This window comes from Nakamurella lactea DSM 19367, assembly GCF_000426645.1.
Taxonomy (GTDB): Bacteria; Actinomycetota; Actinomycetes; order Mycobacteriales; family Nakamurellaceae; genus Nakamurella; species Nakamurella lactea.
This window is the reverse complement of sequence record NZ_AUFT01000011.1, coordinates 177,214-196,465: the sequence shown is the minus strand read 5'-3', so window position 1 is coordinate 196,465 and position 19,252 is coordinate 177,214. Positions and strand designations below refer to the sequence as shown.

Below are 19,252 nucleotides of genomic sequence, written 5' to 3'. Positions count from 1 at the left end.
GTGTGGGTGGTTGCGTCCCGGGACGTAGCGGGGTTGTCCCGCCGGGCTACGGCAGCCAGCTGACGTGACCGTGCAACAGCGGGTAGCCGATGAAGGTGACGGTGTCGATCAGGCTGTGCGCGATCACCAGTACCCAGATCCGCCGCCAGCGCAGGAAGACCAGCGCAAACACCAGGCCCATCACCACGTTCCCGATGAACCCGCCGAACCCCTGGTAGAGGTGGTAGCTGCCGCGCAGCACCGAGCTGAACAGCAGGATTCCCCAGATCGGCAGCCGCAGTTGTTGGAGCCTGGTGACCAGATAGCCGACCACCAGGAACTCCTCGGCGAACCCGTTCTGGATCGCGGCCAGTACCAGCACCGGCACCCGCCACCACGTGTCGTTGAGCACGCTGGGGGCCACCGCCAGGTTCATCCCGACGGCGTGCGCCACCAGGTACAAGCCGATCCCCGGAATGCCGATCAGGGCCGCCAGACCGATGCCGGGACCGATGTCCCGCCATCGCCAGTCGGTGCCGAGCCGCTCACGGATATTGACCCCGGCCCGCCACAGCAAGTAGATACCCAGTGCGCCCCAGGCGATCCCGGAGGCCACCGACAGCAGCTGCTTGATCAGGTCGAGAAGGCCGGCCTTGGCCTGCGGGGCGACGATGGTCACCGTCTGGGAGGCGATCGGTGTCGGCGCCAGCAGCGAATCGATCAGCGAGATCAGCGACCGGAGCCCGCTCATCCCGAGTGTCACGGTGAACACCAGGGCGATCTCGAACCAGATGGAAGCCCTGGTGTAGGGCCGTGGCGTCGCCGGCAGCTCGGTCTCCGGGTGAACTCTCATGATCTGGTCAGCCTAGGGCGTCCCAGATCCGACCGACGGCGGAAAACGATGTGAGCAGCCTGCACAAGGTCGGTTAAGAGATGTCACCGCCGAGGTTCTCCCAATCGCCCCAGCCGGTGCCGTCCCAATGCCGGTGGGCAAGGCCGGAGCCGGCAGCTTCGCCGAACACGTCGAGCCGGTTGGCCCTGCTGGCCACCGCGGTCGGCGGGCGGGTGAGGTTGCCGCCGAGATTCTGCCAGTGGCCCCATTTCGTGCCGTCGAACCATTGGTGGCGAACCGTCCGGTCGGTCCCGAGGCCGAACAGATCCAGCCGGCGGGGTCCCCAGGAGACCACGGCCGGTGGTGCGGTGAGGTTGCCGCCGAGGCTCTGCCAGTGGCCCCATTTGGTGCCGTCGAACCATTGGTGCCAGACGGCGTTGTCGGCGCCGAGGCCGAACAGGTCGAGGCGGCGGGGTCCCCAGGAGACCACGGCCGGTGGTGCGGTGAGGTTGCCGCCGAGGCTCTGCCAGTGGCCCCATTTGGTGCCGTCGAACCATTGGTGCCAGACGGCGCTGTCGGCGCCGAGGCCGAACAGATCCAGCCGCCGCGGTCCCCAGCAAGCGGCGACCGGGGGTGCGACGAGGTTGCCGCCGAGGCTCTGCCAGCTGCCCCACTTGGTGCCGTCGAACCACTGGTACCAGACGGCGTTGTCGGTGCCGAGGCCGAACAGGTCGAGGCGCCGCGGTCCCCAAGAGACCACGGCCGGTGGTGCGCTGAGGTTGCCGCCGAGGCTCTGCCAGCTGCCCCACTTGGTGCCGTCGAACCACTGGTGGCGGACGGTGTTGTCGGCACCGCGAGCGAACACGTCCAGCCGGCCCGCCGCCCACGAGCAGGCGGTCGGCGGATCGATCATCGTGCCGCCGAGGCTTTCGAAACGCCCCCACCGGCTTCCGTTCCACCATTGGTGCCACAGCTTCCGATCGGAGCCACGGACGAAGGCATCGAGCCGGTCCGGTCCCCAGGACACGACGCTGCAGGCGGGGGTGACGGGCGGCGGAACGGGCAGCGGCTCCCCGGTGATGGCCTGGAAGTCGGCCGCCAGTTGCGCCACGTCGATGCCCTGTTGGAACTGGGTGGTGCCGAAGTGCTCGGGCCAGATCACCACCCAGGCCTCGTCGACGAGATGCGTCCGGAACGATTCCGTCCATCGGGTCTGGATCGCCCAGGTGATGAATTGGTAATCGGTCGGGTCGTAGCCGACGCCGGTTACCGAGTGGCCGGCATCGATCGGGGAATCCGGGTGGTAGTCCCACGGTTCGTCGGACCAGAACTCCTGCTCGTTCGCGTCCAGCACGGTGATGCCGTACCAGACCTGGCCGAAGATGGCGTGGGCGGCGCGCAGCTCGCGCTCGTTGGTGTAGTCGACCTGGGCGAACGCCACGGCCTTGACGCCGTCGGGGCCGCCGACGGTGCGGAGACGATCCAGTGCCGTTTGGATCACCATGCCGTTGTCTGCCGCCGATCCGGGACCGTTGGCGGCGCCGCCGTTCGGGTTGAAGTCCGGATTCTGCGTCCGGTAGAACGACCAGACCTTCGACTGATCGGGATAGCGCGGGGTACCGGTGAGCGCGGCGGTCACCAGCGCACGTTGGTTGGCCCAGGTGACGGCAACACAGTCGCCGGCCACATCGTTGCCCAGCATCTTCCAGCCGGTGAAGATCCGGCCGTAATCCACGTGCGCGGGCGCCGGCGGTACCACCCCGGTCAGCATCGGCGCGAGAGTGAGCGCGGGGGCGTGCGTCGGCGGCCGGCGGCCGAAGGCGAGCGGATGACGTTGCCCTGGTGCGCTCATGAGGTCAGGCTCCTGTTCGATCGTGGTGCGGAACACCCAGGAGAGGAGCCGGCGGCCGCTCCAGGTACACCGGATCCACCTGCCGTCGGCGGAGATCGGTGTGACCGGTGTCGAGCGCCACTCGGGCGGGTACGGCAAGGCCCCGGACCGTGCGGTCCGGGGCCTTGTCGATGATGCCTGCTGACGGCTGGATCAGCAGCCGGCGACGTAGGCGTCCTTGGTGGTATCCACGTTGTCCTTGGTGATGATGGAGAAACCGGTCTGGATCTTCGGCGTCACGGTGCCACCGTCCAGCGCGGCCACCGCCTGGTTGACGCCCTCGGTGCCGATCTTCCCGGGCTGCTGGGCGACCAGGGCCTGCACAGTGCCGGCCTTCAGTGCGTCGATCTGGTCCGGGCCGGCGTCGAAGCCGACGATCTTGACCTTGCCCTGCTTGCCGGCCTGCTGGATGCCGGTGGCGCTGCCCTCGGCGGCGAACAGGTTGGTGGCGAAGATGCCGACGATGTCGGGATCCTTCTGCAGCGCGGCGGTGACGATCTGGGCCGCGGTCGACGGGTCATTGTGCGAGTACTGGATCGGAAGCGGGGTGTAGTTGCCGTCGGCCTTGGCCGCGTCGTTGAAGCCCTTCGCCCGGTCGTCGGTGGTGGAGATACCGGGGTCGACCGAGACCACCAGCACCTTCCCGCCGTCCGGCGCCAGCTGCTTCACCGCGTCGAACGCGGCCTTGCCGCCGCCGATGTTGTCGGAGGCGATCTGCGAGACGGCGTACGACGGGTCACTGGTGGTGGTGTCGACCAATACGATCTTGATGCCCGCCGCGGCCGCCGCCGCCAGCGGCGCCTGCATGGCGTCGACGCTGGTCGGCGCGATCAGGATGGCGTCCGGCTTGGACTGCACCACCGAGTCCAGGATCGGCTTCTGCAGCGTCGGATCGAACTTGGCCGGGCCCTGGGTGTTCACCGTGACGCCCAGCTTCTTGGCCTGCGCCTCGATGCCGCACTGCATGGTGATGTAGAAGTTGTCGCCGGTGACGCCCTGGATGAACGACAGCTTGTAATCCTTACTGGCCTTGCTCGGCTCGGCGGCCGAGCCGCCGGCGGATGCCTCCGAGCTCGCCGATGACGCCGCCGTCTCCGATCCGGCCGACGATTCAGCGGCCGACGACTCGGCCGCCGACGACTCGACCGCGCTGGTGGTCTCGCCACCGGCCGCCGCCGAGGTGTTGTCCGCCGGCTTCGTGCTGGAGCAGCCGACCAGGGTGACCAGCGTCAGGGCGATGGCCCCGGCGCCGGAGAGCAGTGTTGAGCGTTTCATGCCGATCCCTTTCCTTACTGTTGGGTACTGCTGGAGGTGGCGGGGGTGCTGCTGGGGTTGCTGTCCCGGCTGCGTCCCTTGCGCCGCGGAGTGGATTTCTTCTTGGCGCCACGGAGCGCTGCCGCGCGCCGGCTGTGGTCGACCCAGACGGCGGCGATCAGCACGACGCCGACGGCGACGCTCTGCCAGAACGACTGGACGCCGATGATCACCAGGCCGGACTGCAGTACCGCGGGGATGAACAGGCCGACGACGGTGCCGAACATGGTGCCGATGCCGCCGAAGATCGAAGTGCCGCCGATCACCACGGCGGTGATCACGTTGAGGTTCGTCAGCGTGGCGCCGGCGATCGTGGTGGTGCCGAACTGGGCCAGGTACATCACCGCGCCGACGCCGGCCAGGGCGCCGGTGTACAGGTAGATCAGGATGAGCTGCCGGTCGACGTTGATGCCGACCCGGCGGGCCGCCTCCTCGTTCGACCCGATGGCGTAGGTGTAGCGACCGAACTTCGTCTTGTGCAGCACGATGCCGCCGATCACCACGATCACCAGCGCCACCCAGACCAGCGCCGGGATGCCCAGGATGCGTTGGTAGATACCGAAATCGGTGAGACCGGTGACCTTCATGATGGAGATGTTGTTGCCGCTGGTGATCACCTGCGCCAGGCCGAGCGCGGCCGACAGGGTGCCGAGGGTGACGATCAGCGGCGGGATCTTGGCCTTGGCCACCAGGATCCCGTTGATCCAGCCCCAGACGGCGCCGGAGGCGATGGCGGTGAGAATGCCGACCAGTACGACGGTTCCGCCGCTGCCGTCCATCGCGGCCATCGTCTTGGCCGAGACGACGGAGGCGAATACCATCACCGATCCGATCGACAGATCGATGCCGGAGGTGACGATGACGAACGTCATACCGACGCCGAGAACCGCCAGCACCACCAGGTTCTGGGCGATCAGCAGGAAGTTGCCGGTGGAGGCGAACCGGTCGCCGCCCTTGATCGCGAAGAACGCGACGATCACCACCAGCACCAGGAAGATCCAGGTGGTCTGCCGACTGCGAAGCCGGGCCCAGATGCTCTCGTTGTGGTGGTCCGGATCGGCCGCACCGTCACCGTTCTCGGTCACTGGCGGGGCTGACGACCTGCGGCCCGCATCGGACTTCGACAGATCGGGGGCTGCGGGGGTGTTGGTCATGACGACTGCCCTTCGGTCTCCAGCGCGCCGGTCATCGCGCCGACCAGCTGCTCCATGGTGGTGTCGGCGCCCTTGAAGGTGGCGACCCGGCGGCCGAGCCGCATCACCTGGATCCGGTCGGCGACCTCCATCACTTCGGGCATCGAGTGCGAGATCAGCACCACGGCGATCCCGGTGTCCCGAACCCGTTTGATGGCCTCCAGCACGTTCCGGGTCTGGACCACGCCGAGCGCAGCGGTCGGCTCGTCAAGGAAGACCACCCGGTTCGCCCAGGCGATCGCCCTGGCGATGGCGATCTGCTGGCGTTGGCCGCCGGACATGTTGCCGACCGGCGAGGTGAGCGAGCGGACCGTCCCGCCCAGGTCGTTGAACGATTGCCGGGCCTTGCGGCGCATCTCCTTGTTGTTCATGAAACCGAACCAGCCCAGCAGCCCCGGAGCGGCGATCTCTCTGCCCAGGAACATGTTCTGCGTCGGGTCGAGGTGCGGCGCCAGCGCCAGGTCCTGGTACACCACCTCGATGCCGAGCCGGGTGGCGTCGGACGGGTGGGTCAGCGCCACTTGCCTGCCGTCGAACAACACGGTCCCCGAATCCAGCGCCAGGTTGCCCGACATCGCCTTCACCATGGTGGATTTGCCGGCCCCGTTGTCGCCGATCAGGGCGACGACCTCGCCCTCCTCGACGTCGAAGTCGGCCTCGTCCAGTGCCCGGACCGAGCCGAAGCTGCGGCTCAGCCCCCGGGCCTCAAGAATCGGCGTCATGATCCGGCATCCTCTCGTAGCGTCAGCGGCGTTGCCCGGCCGTCGATCACCTGCACCAGCGCGTCGAGCCGGCGGCGGCCCTCATCGGCCAGGAACGCCTGCCGCGCCGCGCGTTCCATGCCGACGGCCTCCTTCCAGATCGACCGGCCGGCGATGAAGCCGCTGGCGCCGCCCTCGTCACAGGAGATCCTGGCCGCCTCGGCGAAATCGTCGAAAGCGACTCCGGCGGACAGCACCGCCCAGGGGGTGGAGATGGCTCCGGCCAGCTGGCGGCAGGCAGCGGCGTCGCCCGGGTACTCGAGCTTGATCAGGTCCGGCCGCAGCTCGTCCAGCAGGGCCGCAGCTTCGATGATCCGGTCGGCCCGCTGCCCGGGTGTCGGCGGTTCCTCGCCCGCCAGCGGGAAGATGAGATTCTCGATCACCGACGGAATGCCGACCTCGCGGCAGTCCGCCACCACCTCGCGAACCACCTGCAGCACCTCGGCGGTGGTGTCCGGCTCTCCGGCAGCGGCGGTCCGGTCGGCCCGCAGCTGGACCAGGAATTTCACCGCATCGCCGCCCTGGTCGGCCACCCAACGTGCGCTGAGCGCGGGATCGCGATGCGTGCGGGGTTCGCCGTTCACCGTGCCGCGATTCGACGGCTCGGCCGCGACCAGCACGCCGTACCGCGGCCCGTCGGCCGGAAGCTGCTGCAGGGCAGGTACTCCGTAGTCGGGATCGAGCAGGAACGCTGAGGCGGACCCGCGCAGCGCCTGCACCGTATCGGCCTTGATGGCGGTGAGCTCTGCGGTATCGGCATCGTCGATGCCGACGGCCGCGTACATCCGCTTGAGCGTGTTCCGTTGGTCCATCGCGACAATCGCCAGGGTGCCCTGCGGGGTCGCGATGGATGCCAGGCCCGTGGGGCGCTGCGCGGTGGTCTCGGTCGTCATGCGGTTTTCTCCTCAATCGGATCTGGTCCGGCTGGTCGGGTGAAGCGGTCAAGGTCCTCTTGCGCCGGTCCGGCGGTGGCGTCACGACGGTTACCGGAAGTGGGCGCGGAGACAGGGTTCTCGGTGCTGCGGTGGGCGAACGAGGCGAAGGCGGCGGCGCCGAAGGCGCCCGCCTGTGGCCGATCGGTGAATCGGACCTGTGGCAGGGCCTGTTGTTTGGCCAGCCGGACCGAGGTCATTGCGGTCCAGCCGCCGGCCACCACAGCCGCCGGGGCCGGCCCGAATTCGGCGGTCATCGCCTGCAGCAGCCGGTCCGCCTCGGCGACGCCGTGCCGGACGGTGGCCAACCAGAGCAGCGCCGGCGTCACACTGTCGGACACCGCAGTGATCCGCAGCGTCCCGTCGTCATTGGCCGCCCCGGAAACCTCGACCAGGCCGGTGATGTCGACGTCGAAGGCGGCAACCGCGGCGGCATCGAGGGCGGCCCGGCCGGCATCGTTCGTCACCCCGAGCAGGGCAAGGGTGCGGCGCATCAGCAGGCCGGCCTTGGTGCCGCCGAGCAGGTGCCAGCGACCGGGCACCGCATGCCGGACCGCGTTCACCCCGGCCGCGACCAGTCGGGCCCGGCGCTGGGGGTCGACCGGCTCGTCCAGCGTTCGCAGATAGACCTGGGCGGTGCCGAAGGAGTCGAACACCTCGCCGGGGGCGACCGCTCCGCAGCCGACCGCGGCCACCGGATGGTCGTGTCCGGCCACGGCCAACGTGGCGCCGCGCAGCTCGGCCGGGCAGTGCGGGCCGCCGGCAGTGCCCAGTGGCGCCCCGGCCGCCACCTGGTCAGGGAAGAAGGTCTGTTCGATGCCGAGCAGGTCGAGCATGGTCGGCCACAGTGCACCGGTGCCCTGGTCGAACAGGCCCGTGCGGGCCAGCAGGGACGTCTCGGCGGCGGCCCGGCCGCCCAGCCGGTGCACGATCAGCTCGGGGACATGCAACCATTGACCGGCCGTCAGATCGACACCGGACTGCTTGAGCCACAACAATTTCGACAGCGTGACCTGCGGCCCGAGTGGCAGTCCGGTGATCGCCGGGAATTTGGCTGCCAGGTCCGCCGGCAGCGCGGCGAGTTGATCTCGCCCGCGCGGGTCGAACCAGGCGATCACCGGGCTGTGTGGCACGCCGCCGTTGTCCAGGATCACTCCGGCCTCGGCCATGCCGGTGACGGCCAGGCCGCCGACCCGGACCGGACCGAGTTGCTCGGCCGCCGCCCGAACCGTCTGTGCGGCCAGTGCGATCACCGCATCTGCCAGCTCGATGCCATCGGTGTCCGCCAGGCCGCCGGGCCGGCTGGTCCACTCGGTGCGGATCGACCGCACCGCGATCTCGCGACCGTCGGTGGTCGTGACCAGCACCTTCGAATGAGTGGTGCCGACGTCGATTCCGAGCAGGACAGTGGTCATCGCGGCGCGCTCCCGACGGTGGATCCGGTGCCGGTCGTGATGAGGGCGGCCGGGCGCGGGCCGGGCAGGCACTGCACGAGCCTGAGCCCACCGGACACCGACCAGGGCCCGAATGCGGCAGGTATCGCCAGCACCTGTCCGGGGTCGACCGCGAGCTCGCCGCCGGCCCCGGTCAGCGTGCCCGCACCGTCCAGCACTACTGCGACAGCGAAACCCGGTGCGGCGGAGACGCTCTCCTGCGCAGTCGGGGCAAGCACCCGGATCCGGAAGAACTCGTCGGCGGCCGGCGGCAGCACCGATTGCCCGCCGGCGGACCGGTGCGCCGGGTCGGTTTGGCGGACCAGATCGGCGAGCCGGTCGGAGTCGAGCCGCTGATGACTGACCGCGGTCAGCGCGACGTCGAAACCCAGGTCCAGGTGCGAGTCCTCGCGGCCGGAGGTGGTGATGGACCACTCGAGCAGGATCGACAGGTCCGTCGGCTCCTGGACCTCCACCACGAAGACGCCCTCGCCGATGGCGTGGGCGGTGCCGGCCGGTACCAGGATCCCGGTGCCGGGTTCCACCGGCACCCGGTTCATCCGCGACAACATCCACGCCGAATCCTGCGCCTCGGTCGCCGCGGCCAGCTCGGCCGGATCGACGTCGTCGGCGAAACCCAGCCACACACTGGGGTTCTCGCCCTCGGCGGCGAGGACGTACCAGGCCTCGGTCTTGCCGTAACAGGAGTGCAGGTGGCTGGCCGCGAACGGCCGATCGGGGTGGACGTGTACCGGCAGCCGTTGGTCGGCGTCCAGTAGTTTCACCAGAATGCCGGTGTCGGCGGGCCCGGCGGGGCCGGCACCCTGCGGGCCGAACCAGGCGACCGGGTCGGCGGTCACCAGGTCGGCGAACGGCGTGCCGTCCGCCAGCCGACTCGGGCCGGTGTCCGCCTCGCCCGCGCGGTGCACGGTGGCGGCCAGCCAGTCCTCCGGACCGAAGTCGGTCTGCGGGACGAATCCGCGCAGCGTGGCGAGCCGGCTCCCGCCGCGATAGAAGTGCGGGAGCACGTTGGGGGGCAACACGATCGGCATCATGGCGTGAGTTCTCCAGATCCACGTCGGATGAGCTGTAGCGGCAACACGATCTGCTCCGGATCCCGGCCGACCTCGCCGGTCGCGGACTCCGTCATCCGCCTGAGCAGCAGGGCGACGGCGGCCTCTGCGAGCTCTTCCGGCCGGTGATCGATCACCGTCAGCGCCGGGTCGAGCAGGTCGCCGAGCTGGACGTCGCCGAAGCTGATCATCGCGCAGTCGGTGCGGCCGAGTTCGTGCAGCGCCCGGATGGTGCCGGCAGCGCCCCGCGGATGGCAGCAGAAGAACGCGGTGGGTGGATCGGGCAGTGCCAGCAGCGCCCTGGTCGCGCCGGCAGCGGCGTCCGGCTGGTCGGAGTCCCAGCGTTCCAACTCCGGATCCACCGGCACCCCGGCGGCCGCGAACGCGTCCAGGTAGCCGCGATGCCGGTCGCGATTGGTCGGCAGCGCGTTGCTGTCGCCGACGAAGGCGATCCGCCGATGGCCGGCGGCGAGCATCCCGGCGATGGCCTCCTGAGCAGCGTCGTGGTCCTGCACCCGAACCACATCGCAGCCGGGAAGTTCCCCGTCGCGGTCGACCATCACCAGCGGAATGCCGTGCAGCGCATCGGCCAGGTAGGTGTGGTCGGAACTGGCCGGCACCAGCAGCAGACCGGCGATCCGGTGCCGGGTCAGCGCGATCACCTGCTCGCGCTCGCGGGCGCCCTGCCGGTTGGTGGCCGCGACCAGTACGGTGTAGCCGGCCGTCACCAGTTTGCTCTCGACCACCGCGACGATCGCGGCGAAGAACGGGTCGGCCAGCGAGTCGACGACCACGCCGACGGTGCGCGAGCTGCCGCTCTTGAGCGACAACGCGTTCGAGTTCGGCACGTACTTGAGCGCGGTCACGGCAGCCATCACCCGGTCCCGGGTCTGCGGGGTCACCGCCTCCGAGCCGTTGACCACCCTGGAGACGGTCTTGATCGAGACGCCGGCCTCTCTGGCGACGTCATACACCGTGGCGCGGCTCATCGCCGGCTCGCGGGAATCGGGTCGGACTGCCGGTCCGGCGTGTTGTCCGGCCGTTCGCTCGACAGCCGTTGGACGGTGATCAGGGCCGCGATTGCCGGCACCCTGGCCGGGTCGACGCCACCGGCCAGCAGCTGCTCGACCGATGCGGACGCGGTGGCCATGCCGTCGATCACGATGTCCAGGTCGGCGCGTCCCGCGGCCAGCGCCGGCGCCGCGCCACCGACGAAACTGTCGCCGGCTCCGATCGGCGACACCACCTCGACCGGCGGCGCCGTCAGCCACCAGCGGCCGTCGGCGGTGGCCAGCGCCGCCCCGGCGGCACCGGCCGTCACCACGGCGCGGACCGCGCCGCGTTCGTGCAGCGCGGCAGCGGCGGCCGCGGCCCGCTCCGGCAGGTCGTCGCCGGATTCGTGCACCTGCTCGTCCACCCGCCCGTGCAACAGGCCCTCGGCCTCGGACAGGTTGGGGCACACCAGATCAGGTCGGTAGGGCAGCGCCGCTTCCAGCGCCGCCGGGGCCGCGTCGACCACCGCCGGTGAGCCTTTCGCGTGGGCCAGCTCGACGAGCCGGCCGTAGCCGTCGACCGGCACGCCGGGCGGCAGTGAGCCGCTGCAGACCAGTACTTCGCCGGCCCGCAGTTCGTTGGTGACCGCGGCCAGGAAGGCGTCCCATTGTTCTCCGGTGATCTGCGGGCCGCGGCCGTTGACGACGGTGGTGCGGCCGTCGTCCTCCAGGAAGATGGTGCACACCCGGACGGCGCCGGTAGCTGGCACTCCGACGAGTTCGACGGATTCGCCGGCCAGCACGGTGGCGAGCCGGTCGCCGTCGTCCGCCGGTAGGAAACCCAACAACCTGGTGCCGCGTAGCCCACGGGCTGTTGAAGCGCGAACGACGTTGACGCCCTTGCCGCCGCCGGTGGTGACCGTCTCCGATGCCCGCACCACCGCACCCGGGATCAGCGCGGGCAGCCGCACCGTCACGTCGAAGGTGAGATTGGGGGTGACGACGAGCACCAGGTTCCTCCACGCTGACTCGAACCGATCCGGACGTATCGAACGACGGTCGCTGTCGGTGGTGGCGGAGTGCGTGACAGCGCTGTCATCGAAGTGCTGGTGCTAGATTGCCCATCTTTGACAGCGCTGTCAATACCCTGCGTCAAGTTCGCGGCGAACTGCTGCCAGTTCGTGATCGACCCCGCCGGCGGCCGTAGCGTGGTTGTCCCGCCGGTGGCCGTAGCGTGGTTGTCCCGCCGGTGGCCGTAGCGTGGTTGTCCCGCCGGTGGCGGTTAGCGTGGTTGTCCCGCCGGTGGCGGTTAGCGTGGTTGTCCCGCCGGTGGCCGTAGCGTGGTTGTCCCGCCGGCGGCGGTAGCGTGGCTGTCCGACGACAGCTGCGGTGACGCGGCGCGATCAGGAAGGCACGCCATGTCGGCACCCCAGCACCCAATCGGGGTCGGCACCCGGCCCGCCGTGGTCGCCATCGGGGGTGCGCCGGGGTCGGGAAAGTCGACCTTGGGTCGCGCGTTGGCCCGCGAGCTGTCGGCGGCCCTGTTGGACCAGGACACGATGACCAATCCACTGATGGCCCAGCTCGCCACGCTGACCGGCGCCGGTGACGACCTCGACCATCCGTCACTGCGGGGTCCGGTCCGGGACGCTCGGTATGCGTGTCTACGGGACACCGCACTGGAGGTGTCCGGTGTCGGTTGCTCGGTGGTGCTGATCGCCCCGTTCACCGCCGAGCGTACGGATGCTGCTGCCTGGCAGGCATTTTCGGAGCCGCTGACCGCGGTCGCCCGGCCGCTGCTGGTCGAGGTGGTTGTCGATCCGGAGCTGGCATTGACCCGCCGATCACGACGCGGACTACCAAGGGACCGGCAGGTCGGTGCCGCGGCCGCGTCCGGTACCCCCGCTGCTGCCGTTGCTCGTGTTGTCCCTGCTGCGCCGAGTAGTCCGTCCCCCGCCGCCGATCTGCACGCCGATGGCGCCGCGGATCCCGCCGCCGAGGCCACTCGGCTGGTGGAGCTGATTCGGGAGTTCGGCCGATCGGGCTGAGCTCGCAATAGATTGGTCGCCAGATCGTGTTCGGGGCCTGGCAGCGCCGTTTGCGGCAGCCGGCGACCAATCTGTTGCGGTCGCCGGCTCAGCCGCGGTGCGCCTGCGCCAGGGCTGCCTCCAACTCCGTGACCCGCACCGGATCCACCACCCCGGAACCGTGGTTCTCCACCGACGAGGCAGCCACGGCCATCCCGAACCGCACCGCGTCGATCCAGTCGGCGCCGCGTTCGCGGGCCAGCACGGTGCCGGCCAGAAACGAGTCGCCCGCGCCGATCGGGTTGCGGGCGGCCACCGGCACGGTCGGCAGCCACGCCGGCAGCCCGGTCCCGGCCACCGCGACACCGGCCGCCCCGGCAGTCACCGCCGCCTGACCCGCACCCAATGCGACCAGCTGCTGGGCGGCCTCGACCGCTCGGCCCGCGATGTCGTCGGCCCGCTCGTCCACCTGCTCGACCGCGTCGACCGCGCCGGTCAACACGGCCTGTGCCTCGGACAGATTGGGGCACACCAGGTCCGCACCCGCCTGCGCGGCCAACCGCAAGGGCAGCCCGCCGGAATCGACGGCGCACTCGCCGCCCCGGGCGTGCACCAGCTCGACCAGCCTGGCGTATCCGTCGGCCGGGGCGCCCGGCGGCAGACTGCCGGTGCCGATCACCCGGGTGGCGGCGGGATCCACCGCGCTCAGCAACGCCTGCCACCCCCGCTCGTCGACGGACGCGCCTGGCTCGTTCAGCAGCGTGACCCGGCCGGAGTCCTCGATCAGCACCGTGCAGGTCCGCACCGCGCCGGGCACGTCGATGCCGACCAGCGGCAGCTGCTCGGCGGCGAACAGCTCGCGGAGGTAGTCGCCGCCACCGGCGGCGACGAAGGCCAGCACCTGCGGGTCGCCACCGAGGGCGCGAGCCGCCCTGGCCATGTTCGCGCCCTTGCCCCCGGCGGCCGATGCGGCCGGGCCGGTCCGCTGGACCGCACCGGCATACAGCCGGGGAAGGGTCACGGTGTGGTCGATCGCGATGTTCGGGCAGACGATCAGCACGATCGGGCTCCTGAAGGTCGGTCGGGTCAGCGGTCGGTGGTGCGGGCCACTGGTTGTCGGGGCGGCGCGGCCAGCACGACTGTAGAGCGCCCACCAGGCGTCGGACGACCTGCCGGATGCGGCCGGCCGCGGTGCCATAGTCTCGCGGGGTGAACGAGCCTGGGTGGACCCGCACGGGACGGAGCGGAGCGACGGACCGTGGGGACGAACGTTGGGCCTACCTCGGGCCAGAGGGCACCTTCACCGAGCAGGCCGCCCGCGACCTGGCGGGCAGAACCGGCGCTGCCGCGGCGGCCGGGCACCCTGAGCTGGTCCCGGTGGTTTCGGTCAGTGAGGCGATGGCCCAGGTGCGCTCGGGCGCGGCCGCCGCTGCGATCGCGCCGCTGGAGAACTCGGTCGAGGGCTCGGTCTCCTTGACCCAGGACGAATTGATCCACGGCGGCGAGCTGCGGATCGTTGCCGAGGCGTTCGTCGCGGTTCGCTTCGATCTGCTGGTGCGACCCGGGACCACCGCCGAGCAGATCGCCACCGTCGGGTCGCACCCGCACGGACTTGCCCAGGTCCGCGATTATCTGGCGCAATCCTTCCCACAGGCGCGATCGGTGGTCACCTCCTCGACCGCCGGTGCGGCCGCCGCGGTGCAGGCCGGCGAGCTGGATGCGGCGGCTGCCGCTCCGGTGGCCGGTGAGCGGTACGGCCTGGAATCGCTGGCGTCCGACATCGGATTGAACAGCGCTGCCGTCACCCGTTTCGTGCTGGTCCGGCGGCCGGCCCGTCTACCCAGCCCGACCGGAAACGACCGCACCTCCCTGGTTCTCGGCGTGCCGAACCGGCCGGGCACGCTGCTGGAGGTGCTCGGCGAGATCGCCCGCCGCGGCATCAATCTCACCCGGCTCGAGTCGCGACCCACCCGGGAGACGATGGGGGAGTACCTGTTCCTGGTGGACGCCGACGGGCACCTGGCCGAGCCGGCGATGGCCGACACGTTGTCCGCGCTGCACCGGCGCGGTGCGCTGCACCGGTTCCTCGGCTCCTACCCACGCGGCCAGGGGCAGAATGTGCCGTTGCCCGCCTTTGCGACCGACGCCGCTTACACCGCGGCGGGCGGGTTCATCGACCGGCTCGGACGGGCGGACGGGTCGGTCACGCCCGAAGCGAGAGAGGAAAACCCTTGCGACTCATCCTGATCCGGCACGGACAGACTCCGTCGAACGTGCTCGGCCTGTTGGACACCATGGTGCCGGGACCGGGCCTCACCGACCTGGGTATGGAACAGGCGGAGGGCGTGGTCGAGGCCCTCGCCGGCGTCGATATCCACCGGGTGGTCGCCTCGCCGCAGACCAGGGCACAGCTGACGGCCAAGCCGCTGGCCGCCGATCGTGGCCTGGACGTCGAGGTGCTCGACGGGTTGCGGGAGATCGCCGCCGGGGCCTGGGAAATGGCCGGTGACGAGGAGTCGGTGCGCGGCTACATCGGACAGCTCGGCCGGTGGATGACGGGAAATGCTCTGCACGAATCGACGCCCGGCCCGACCGGCGAATCTGGCGCCGATGTGCTGGCCCGCTACGACGGGGCGCTGGCCATGGCCTTCGAGGACGACGCGACCCGCACGGTGGCCGCGGTCAGTCATGGTGCCGCCATCCGATTCTGGGCGAGCGTCCGCGGCGCCAACCTGCCGGACGCCTACGGGCTGGAGCATTCGGTCAGCAATACCGGAGTGGTGGTGTTGTCCCGCAACACTTTCGACGAGCCCTGGAGCGTCGAGTCGTGGACCGGAGACCCGATCGGCGGCGACGAGCTGGACGACTTCGCCGGCGACGGCCCGGCGGCAGACGAGCTGAAAGACCGCTCGCTGCTCGGCGATCCGACCGGCGGGGAGTAGCGGCCGGGTCTGCCGGGTGGGTGGCACCCAGCTCGACCAGCGTCCGTCGCGACAGCTTCCACCGCGCCGTCAACGGCGGCCTGTGGGACGATACGAACCGCTGAGGGTCCGCCGTGACGAGGGAGTTCGACATGACCCGGTCGCAGTTCGACATGCGCGCCAAGGTGGCCTCGCTGATGCCGGCGGTGGTCGCTGAGCTCAAGGAAATGATTGCCATACCGTCCGTGGCCTTCCCGGCATTTCCGCCGGAGCCCGTACGTGCCATGGCGGACCGGGCGGTCGCAGCGTTCCAGCGCTACGGGGTCCCGGCACGGCTGCAGGAGATTCCCGGCGGCTACCCGACGGTGTGGGCGGAGATCCCCGGTCCGGCAGGCAGCCCGACGGTCTTGCTGTACGGACACTACGACGTTCAACCCGCGCCCAAGGAACAGGGCTGGACCACCGAACCGTTCGTGGCGACCGAGCGGGACGGGAGGATATTCGGTCGCGGTGCCGCCGACGACAAGAGCGGCATCGCGATCCATCTCGCCACCCTCGCCGCCTTCGACGGCAAACCTCCGGTCGGGATCAAACTCGTGTTGGAGGGTGAGGAGGAGACGGTCAGCCATCTCGAGGCGTTCGTCGCCGACCGGCCGGAACTCTTCCACGCCGATGTCATGGTCGTTGCCGACATGGGCAACCTGACGGTCGGCGAACCGGTGCTGAGCACCGATCTTCGGGGCCACGTGAAGGCGATCATCGAGCTGTCCACCCTGCAGGACCCGATCCATTCCGGTCTGTTCGGTGGCGCCGCCCCCGACGCGCTGATGGCGCTCATCAAGTTGCTCGCCCAGCTCACCGACGACAGCGGCACCTGCGTGATCCCCGGCATCAGTTCCGCCGAGTGGCAGGGCGCGGAGTATTCCGAGGAGATGTTGCGGGCCAATGCCGGGGTGCTCGACGGGGTCGATCTGATCGGCACCGGAGGGATAGCCGGCCGGTTGTGGTCCAAGCCGTCGATCAGTGTGCTGGGTCTGGACTGTCCGAGCGTTGACGAGGGCGGAAACGTCCTGCAGCCGCGGGCGAGAGCGGTAGTGGCCATGCGCATCCCGCCCGGGCAGGACGAGAACGACGCAATGGACGCCCTTATCGCCTTCCTGCGGGACCGGGTGGTGGGTGGGGTGCACGTCGAGGTGACACCGAACAAGAAGTCGCCGGCATTCCACCAGGGCACCGACGGCGCGGCCTTCGCAGCGATGACCACCGCCCTGGCCGAATCCTATGGCCGCGACGTCGGCCGGGTCGGTTCGGGCGGGTCGATTCCGCTGCTGGACGAGTTGCGAAAGGCCAGTCCGGACGCAGATTTCGTGCTGATCGGTGCCGAAGACGCGGCGCTGGCCCGGATTCACGGTCCGAACGAGAGCGTTGACCCCGGCGAGATCGAACACATGGCGTTGGCCCAGGTGCTGTTCATCTCATCGCTCGCTGCCGAGTAGTCGTCATGGACACCGTGGTCATCGTCCTCGAAACGCTCGTCGTCGTCGGCGGTATCTACCTGGGTGTGCGGACCGGTGGTGTCGGTCTCGGGCTCTGGGGGGCCGTCGGAGTCCTGGTCCTGGTCTTCGTCTTTCGCGAGGAGCCGGGCAGTATCCCGTCGGACGCCATCCTGGTCATCCTTGCGGTGATCACCGCGGCGTCGGCGATGCAGGCGGCCGGCGGCATCGACTACCTGGTCGTGTTGGCGGAGAAGGTGATCAGGTCCAGACCGCAGGCGATCAATTTCATCGCGCCGCTGGTCACCCTCCTGTTCTGCGCGGGCGCCGGCACCGGGAACATCATCTTCCCGCTGCTGCCGGTGATCTACGAGGTGTCCTACGAGCGGGGGATCCGGCCCGAACGTCCGCTGTCCACCTCGGTCGCCGCTTCCGGGGTGGCGTTGGCCTGCAGCCCGGTCTCGGCCGCCATGGCGGCGTTCATCGGGCTGACGTCGGCCAGCCCGGACGCCCTCGGTCTCGGCCAGATCCTGCTGATCACCCTGCCGGCAGCGATCATCGGCACGCTGGCCGCGGCGCTGCTGTCCACCCGATGGGGCAAGGATCTCAAGGACGACCCGGTGTATCAGGAACGGCTGGCCAACGGTCTGGTCAAGCCGCCGTCCTCCGAGACCGCCGAGGCCCGCCCGACGCTGCCCAAGCAGGCCAAGCCGGCCGCACTGGTCTTCTTCGCCGGTGTCCTGCTGGTGGTGGTGCTGGGCGGATTCCACGGCTTGCTGCCGTCCTGGACCGACGCCGATGGCAAGACCACCACGCTCTCGCTGACCACGTTGTTGATCATGGTCATGCTGGCCGTCGCCCTGGTCGTCATGTACGTGGGAAGGGTCAAGCCGGCGGCCATTCTCGATGCGCCACTGACCAAGTCGGGGCTGACGGCGATCGTCGCGCTGCTCGGCATCGCCTGGATGGCGAACACCTTCATCGCCGCGAACGAGGACACGGTGATCGGAGGCCTGACCGACATCGCCAAGGACGCCCCCTGGTTCCTGGCCGTTGGGCTCTTCCTGGTCGCCGCGATGACCACCAGCCAGTCCGCTTCGGTGAACACGATGATCCCGCTGGGACTGAGCCTGGGCGTCGGGGTGCCGCAGCTCGCTGCCTACCTTCCGGCCATGGGCGGAGTGATGACGCTGCCCGCCAACGGTTCTCAGCTGGCCGCGGTGGAGATCGACCGGACCGGGTCGACCAGGATCGGCAAGTACGTGGTCAACCACTCGTTCATCATCCCGACCCTGGTGATGGTCGCCGTCTCGGTGGTCGTCGCCATTGGGCTCGGCCTGGTCGTCGGCTGACGGCGTCCCTACCGACCTGGGTTCCCGGTCGCGCATCGGCGCCGGGATCGGGCCGGGTTTCGTCAGCCCAGTTCGTTGATCCAGGGCGGATCGGCACCCGGCCGGGACACAGTGATCGCGGCCACCCTGGCCGCGAACTCGAGGGCGGCCGTCAGCCCGGCGGTGTCCAGGGTCTCCAACCGCCCGCCGAGCACGCCGGCCTCGGCCAGCTGGTGCAACAGCCCACCGTGGAAGGAGTCGCCGGCGCCGACGGTGTCGGCGACGGTGGTCGGTGCGATCGGCACCCGCACCTGGTCGCCGCGCAGCGAGGCGAACGCGCCGTCCTCACCGAGCGAGACGACAGCCAGCTGTACGCCAAGACCGTGCAGGTGCTCGGCGGCCTGCTCCGGCGAGAAGTCCGGCCACAGCTCCTGCAGGTCGTCCCCGCTGAGCCGGACGATGTCGGCCAGCGCCGCCCAGCGGTCGATCGCCTCGCGGTAATGCTGGGCGGGCACCAGCAGGGTGCGCAGATTCGGGTCGATGGACACCGTCATCCGGTCCCGCGCGACGGCGAGCAGCCGCTCGATCACCCCGCCGGAGGGCTGCAACGCCAGCGCCAGGGTCCCGGTGTGCACAGCAATCGGCGGGCGGCCGTCGGTGAACGGCCCGTCGATCAGCGGCGCCAGGCCGGCGTCGGTCCAGGCCCAGTCGGCGGTGCCCTCGACGTAGAACTCGTAGCTGGCCGAACCGGACTCGCTGAGCCTGGCGATCGCCAGCGTCTGCGGCTCCGGCGCGTCCTGGGACGCGGTCAGGTCGACGCCGGACGCGGCGAGCTTGTCCCGGGCCATCCGACCGAGCGAGCCGGTGGAGATCCGGCCGGCATACCGGGCGGTGCTGCCCAACCGGGACAACGCGACGGCGGTGTTCGCCGGCCCGCCGCCTGGGTGCACGGTCAGATGGGCTGCGCCGTCGGTGATCCCGTCGAAGGGCAGCACGGCATCAGCAACGATCTCGCCGACAACGGCAATGGTGGCCATCCGGCGAGCCTAATGTCCGGCCCGCTGCCGCCGACCGGGAACC

17 protein-coding genes are annotated in these 19,252 nt (G+C 70.1%); 5 read left to right on the top strand and 12 right to left on the bottom strand.

The features are described from left to right. Window positions 1-46: 46 nt before the first annotated feature. The 10 genes from K340_RS0112865 to K340_RS29755 form a co-directional block, all read right to left on the bottom strand. Window positions 47-832, bottom strand: coding sequence for a CPBP family intramembrane glutamic endopeptidase (locus K340_RS0112865; protein WP_037364446.1), 786 nt, complete (start codon window positions 830-832; stop codon window positions 47-49). A gap of 73 nt (window positions 833-905) precedes the next feature. After that, window positions 906-2,663 carry a hypothetical protein gene (locus tag K340_RS34320; protein ID WP_154674233.1) on the bottom strand — a complete coding sequence of 586 codons (1,758 nt, stop codon included), beginning with the start codon at window positions 2,661-2,663 and terminating at the stop codon, window positions 906-908. Window positions 2,664-2,855: 192 nt separating this feature from the next. Continuing rightward, on the bottom strand, window positions 2,856-3,977 hold the full coding sequence (locus tag K340_RS0112850; protein ID WP_029137009.1) for an ABC transporter substrate-binding protein: 1,122 nt from the start codon (window positions 3,975-3,977) through the stop codon (window positions 2,856-2,858). Between the two features lie 14 nt (window positions 3,978-3,991). Then, entirely contained in the window at window positions 3,992-5,170 is a 1,179-nt protein-coding gene (locus tag K340_RS29770) for an ABC transporter permease (protein WP_084614376.1), read from the bottom strand. After that, a complete protein-coding gene (locus tag K340_RS0112840; RefSeq protein ID WP_029137008.1) occupies window positions 5,167-5,931 on the bottom strand; it encodes an ATP-binding cassette domain-containing protein in 765 nt (254 codons plus the stop codon). Before K340_RS0112840 ends, K340_RS29770 begins: the two co-directional genes overlap by 4 nt. Then, window positions 5,928-6,863: a DUF2090 domain-containing protein gene (locus K340_RS0112835; RefSeq protein ID WP_029137007.1), complete on the bottom strand. Its 936-nt coding sequence runs from the start codon at window positions 6,861-6,863 to the stop codon at window positions 5,928-5,930. The genes K340_RS0112840 and K340_RS0112835 overlap by 4 nt, the downstream gene beginning before the upstream one ends. Continuing rightward, entirely contained in the window at window positions 6,860-8,317 is a 1,458-nt protein-coding gene (locus K340_RS29765; protein ID WP_051266112.1) for an FGGY-family carbohydrate kinase, read from the bottom strand. Before K340_RS29765 ends, K340_RS0112835 begins: the two co-directional genes overlap by 4 nt. Continuing rightward, the gene (locus K340_RS29760; protein WP_407662227.1) at window positions 8,314-9,387 is read right to left on the bottom strand and encodes a class I mannose-6-phosphate isomerase; all 1,074 of its coding nucleotides are present in this window, start codon (window positions 9,385-9,387) and stop codon (window positions 8,314-8,316) included. The genes K340_RS29765 and K340_RS29760 overlap by 4 nt, the downstream gene beginning before the upstream one ends. Next, window positions 9,387-10,397: a LacI family DNA-binding transcriptional regulator gene (locus K340_RS0112820; protein ID WP_051266108.1), complete on the bottom strand. Its 1,011-nt coding sequence runs from the start codon at window positions 10,395-10,397 to the stop codon at window positions 9,387-9,389. The genes K340_RS29760 and K340_RS0112820 overlap by 1 nt, the downstream gene beginning before the upstream one ends. Further along, on the bottom strand, window positions 10,394-11,410 hold the full coding sequence (locus K340_RS29755) for a 1-phosphofructokinase family hexose kinase (RefSeq protein ID WP_051266105.1): 1,017 nt from the start codon (window positions 11,408-11,410) through the stop codon (window positions 10,394-10,396). Before K340_RS29755 ends, K340_RS0112820 begins: the two co-directional genes overlap by 4 nt. Before the next feature lie 408 nt (window positions 11,411-11,818). On the opposite strand from K340_RS29755, the gene K340_RS34315 reads away from it, so the two are divergent. Further along, window positions 11,819-12,448 (top strand): AAA family ATPase, encoded by a 630-nt coding sequence (locus K340_RS34315; protein WP_154674232.1) that lies wholly within the window; start codon window positions 11,819-11,821, stop codon window positions 12,446-12,448. A gap of 88 nt (window positions 12,449-12,536) precedes the next feature. Here the strand turns inward: K340_RS34315 and K340_RS0112805 are convergent, their stop codons facing one another. Further along, window positions 12,537-13,487 carry a 1-phosphofructokinase family hexose kinase gene (locus tag K340_RS0112805; RefSeq protein WP_161632103.1) on the bottom strand — a complete coding sequence of 317 codons (951 nt, stop codon included), beginning with the start codon at window positions 13,485-13,487 and terminating at the stop codon, window positions 12,537-12,539. 149 nt (window positions 13,488-13,636) lie between these two features. Here K340_RS0112805 and pheA point away from each other — a divergent pair, with 149 nt between their 5' ends. The 4 genes from pheA to K340_RS0112785 all read left to right on the top strand — a co-directional run bounded on the left by pheA (window position 13,637) and on the right by K340_RS0112785 (window position 18,193). Beyond that, window positions 13,637-14,674, top strand: coding sequence for a prephenate dehydratase (pheA, locus tag K340_RS29745; protein ID WP_051266100.1), 1,038 nt, complete (start codon window positions 13,637-13,639; stop codon window positions 14,672-14,674). Further along, window positions 14,659-15,369 (top strand): histidine phosphatase family protein, encoded by a 711-nt coding sequence (locus tag K340_RS0112795; RefSeq protein ID WP_029137004.1) that lies wholly within the window; start codon window positions 14,659-14,661, stop codon window positions 15,367-15,369. The genes pheA and K340_RS0112795 overlap by 16 nt, the downstream gene beginning before the upstream one ends. A gap of 131 nt (window positions 15,370-15,500) precedes the next feature. Next, the gene (locus tag K340_RS0112790; RefSeq protein WP_029137003.1) at window positions 15,501-16,844 is read left to right on the top strand and encodes a M20/M25/M40 family metallo-hydrolase; all 1,344 of its coding nucleotides are present in this window, start codon (window positions 15,501-15,503) and stop codon (window positions 16,842-16,844) included. 5 nt (window positions 16,845-16,849) lie between these two features. Then, window positions 16,850-18,193: an anaerobic C4-dicarboxylate transporter family protein gene (locus tag K340_RS0112785; protein ID WP_029137002.1), complete on the top strand. Its 1,344-nt coding sequence runs from the start codon at window positions 16,850-16,852 to the stop codon at window positions 18,191-18,193. Window positions 18,194-18,255: 62 nt separating this feature from the next. On the opposite strand, the gene K340_RS0112780 is transcribed toward K340_RS0112785, so the two are convergent. Continuing rightward, window positions 18,256-19,209: a carbohydrate kinase family protein gene (locus K340_RS0112780; protein WP_029137001.1), complete on the bottom strand. Its 954-nt coding sequence runs from the start codon at window positions 19,207-19,209 to the stop codon at window positions 18,256-18,258. Window positions 19,210-19,252: the final 43 nt, after the last annotated feature.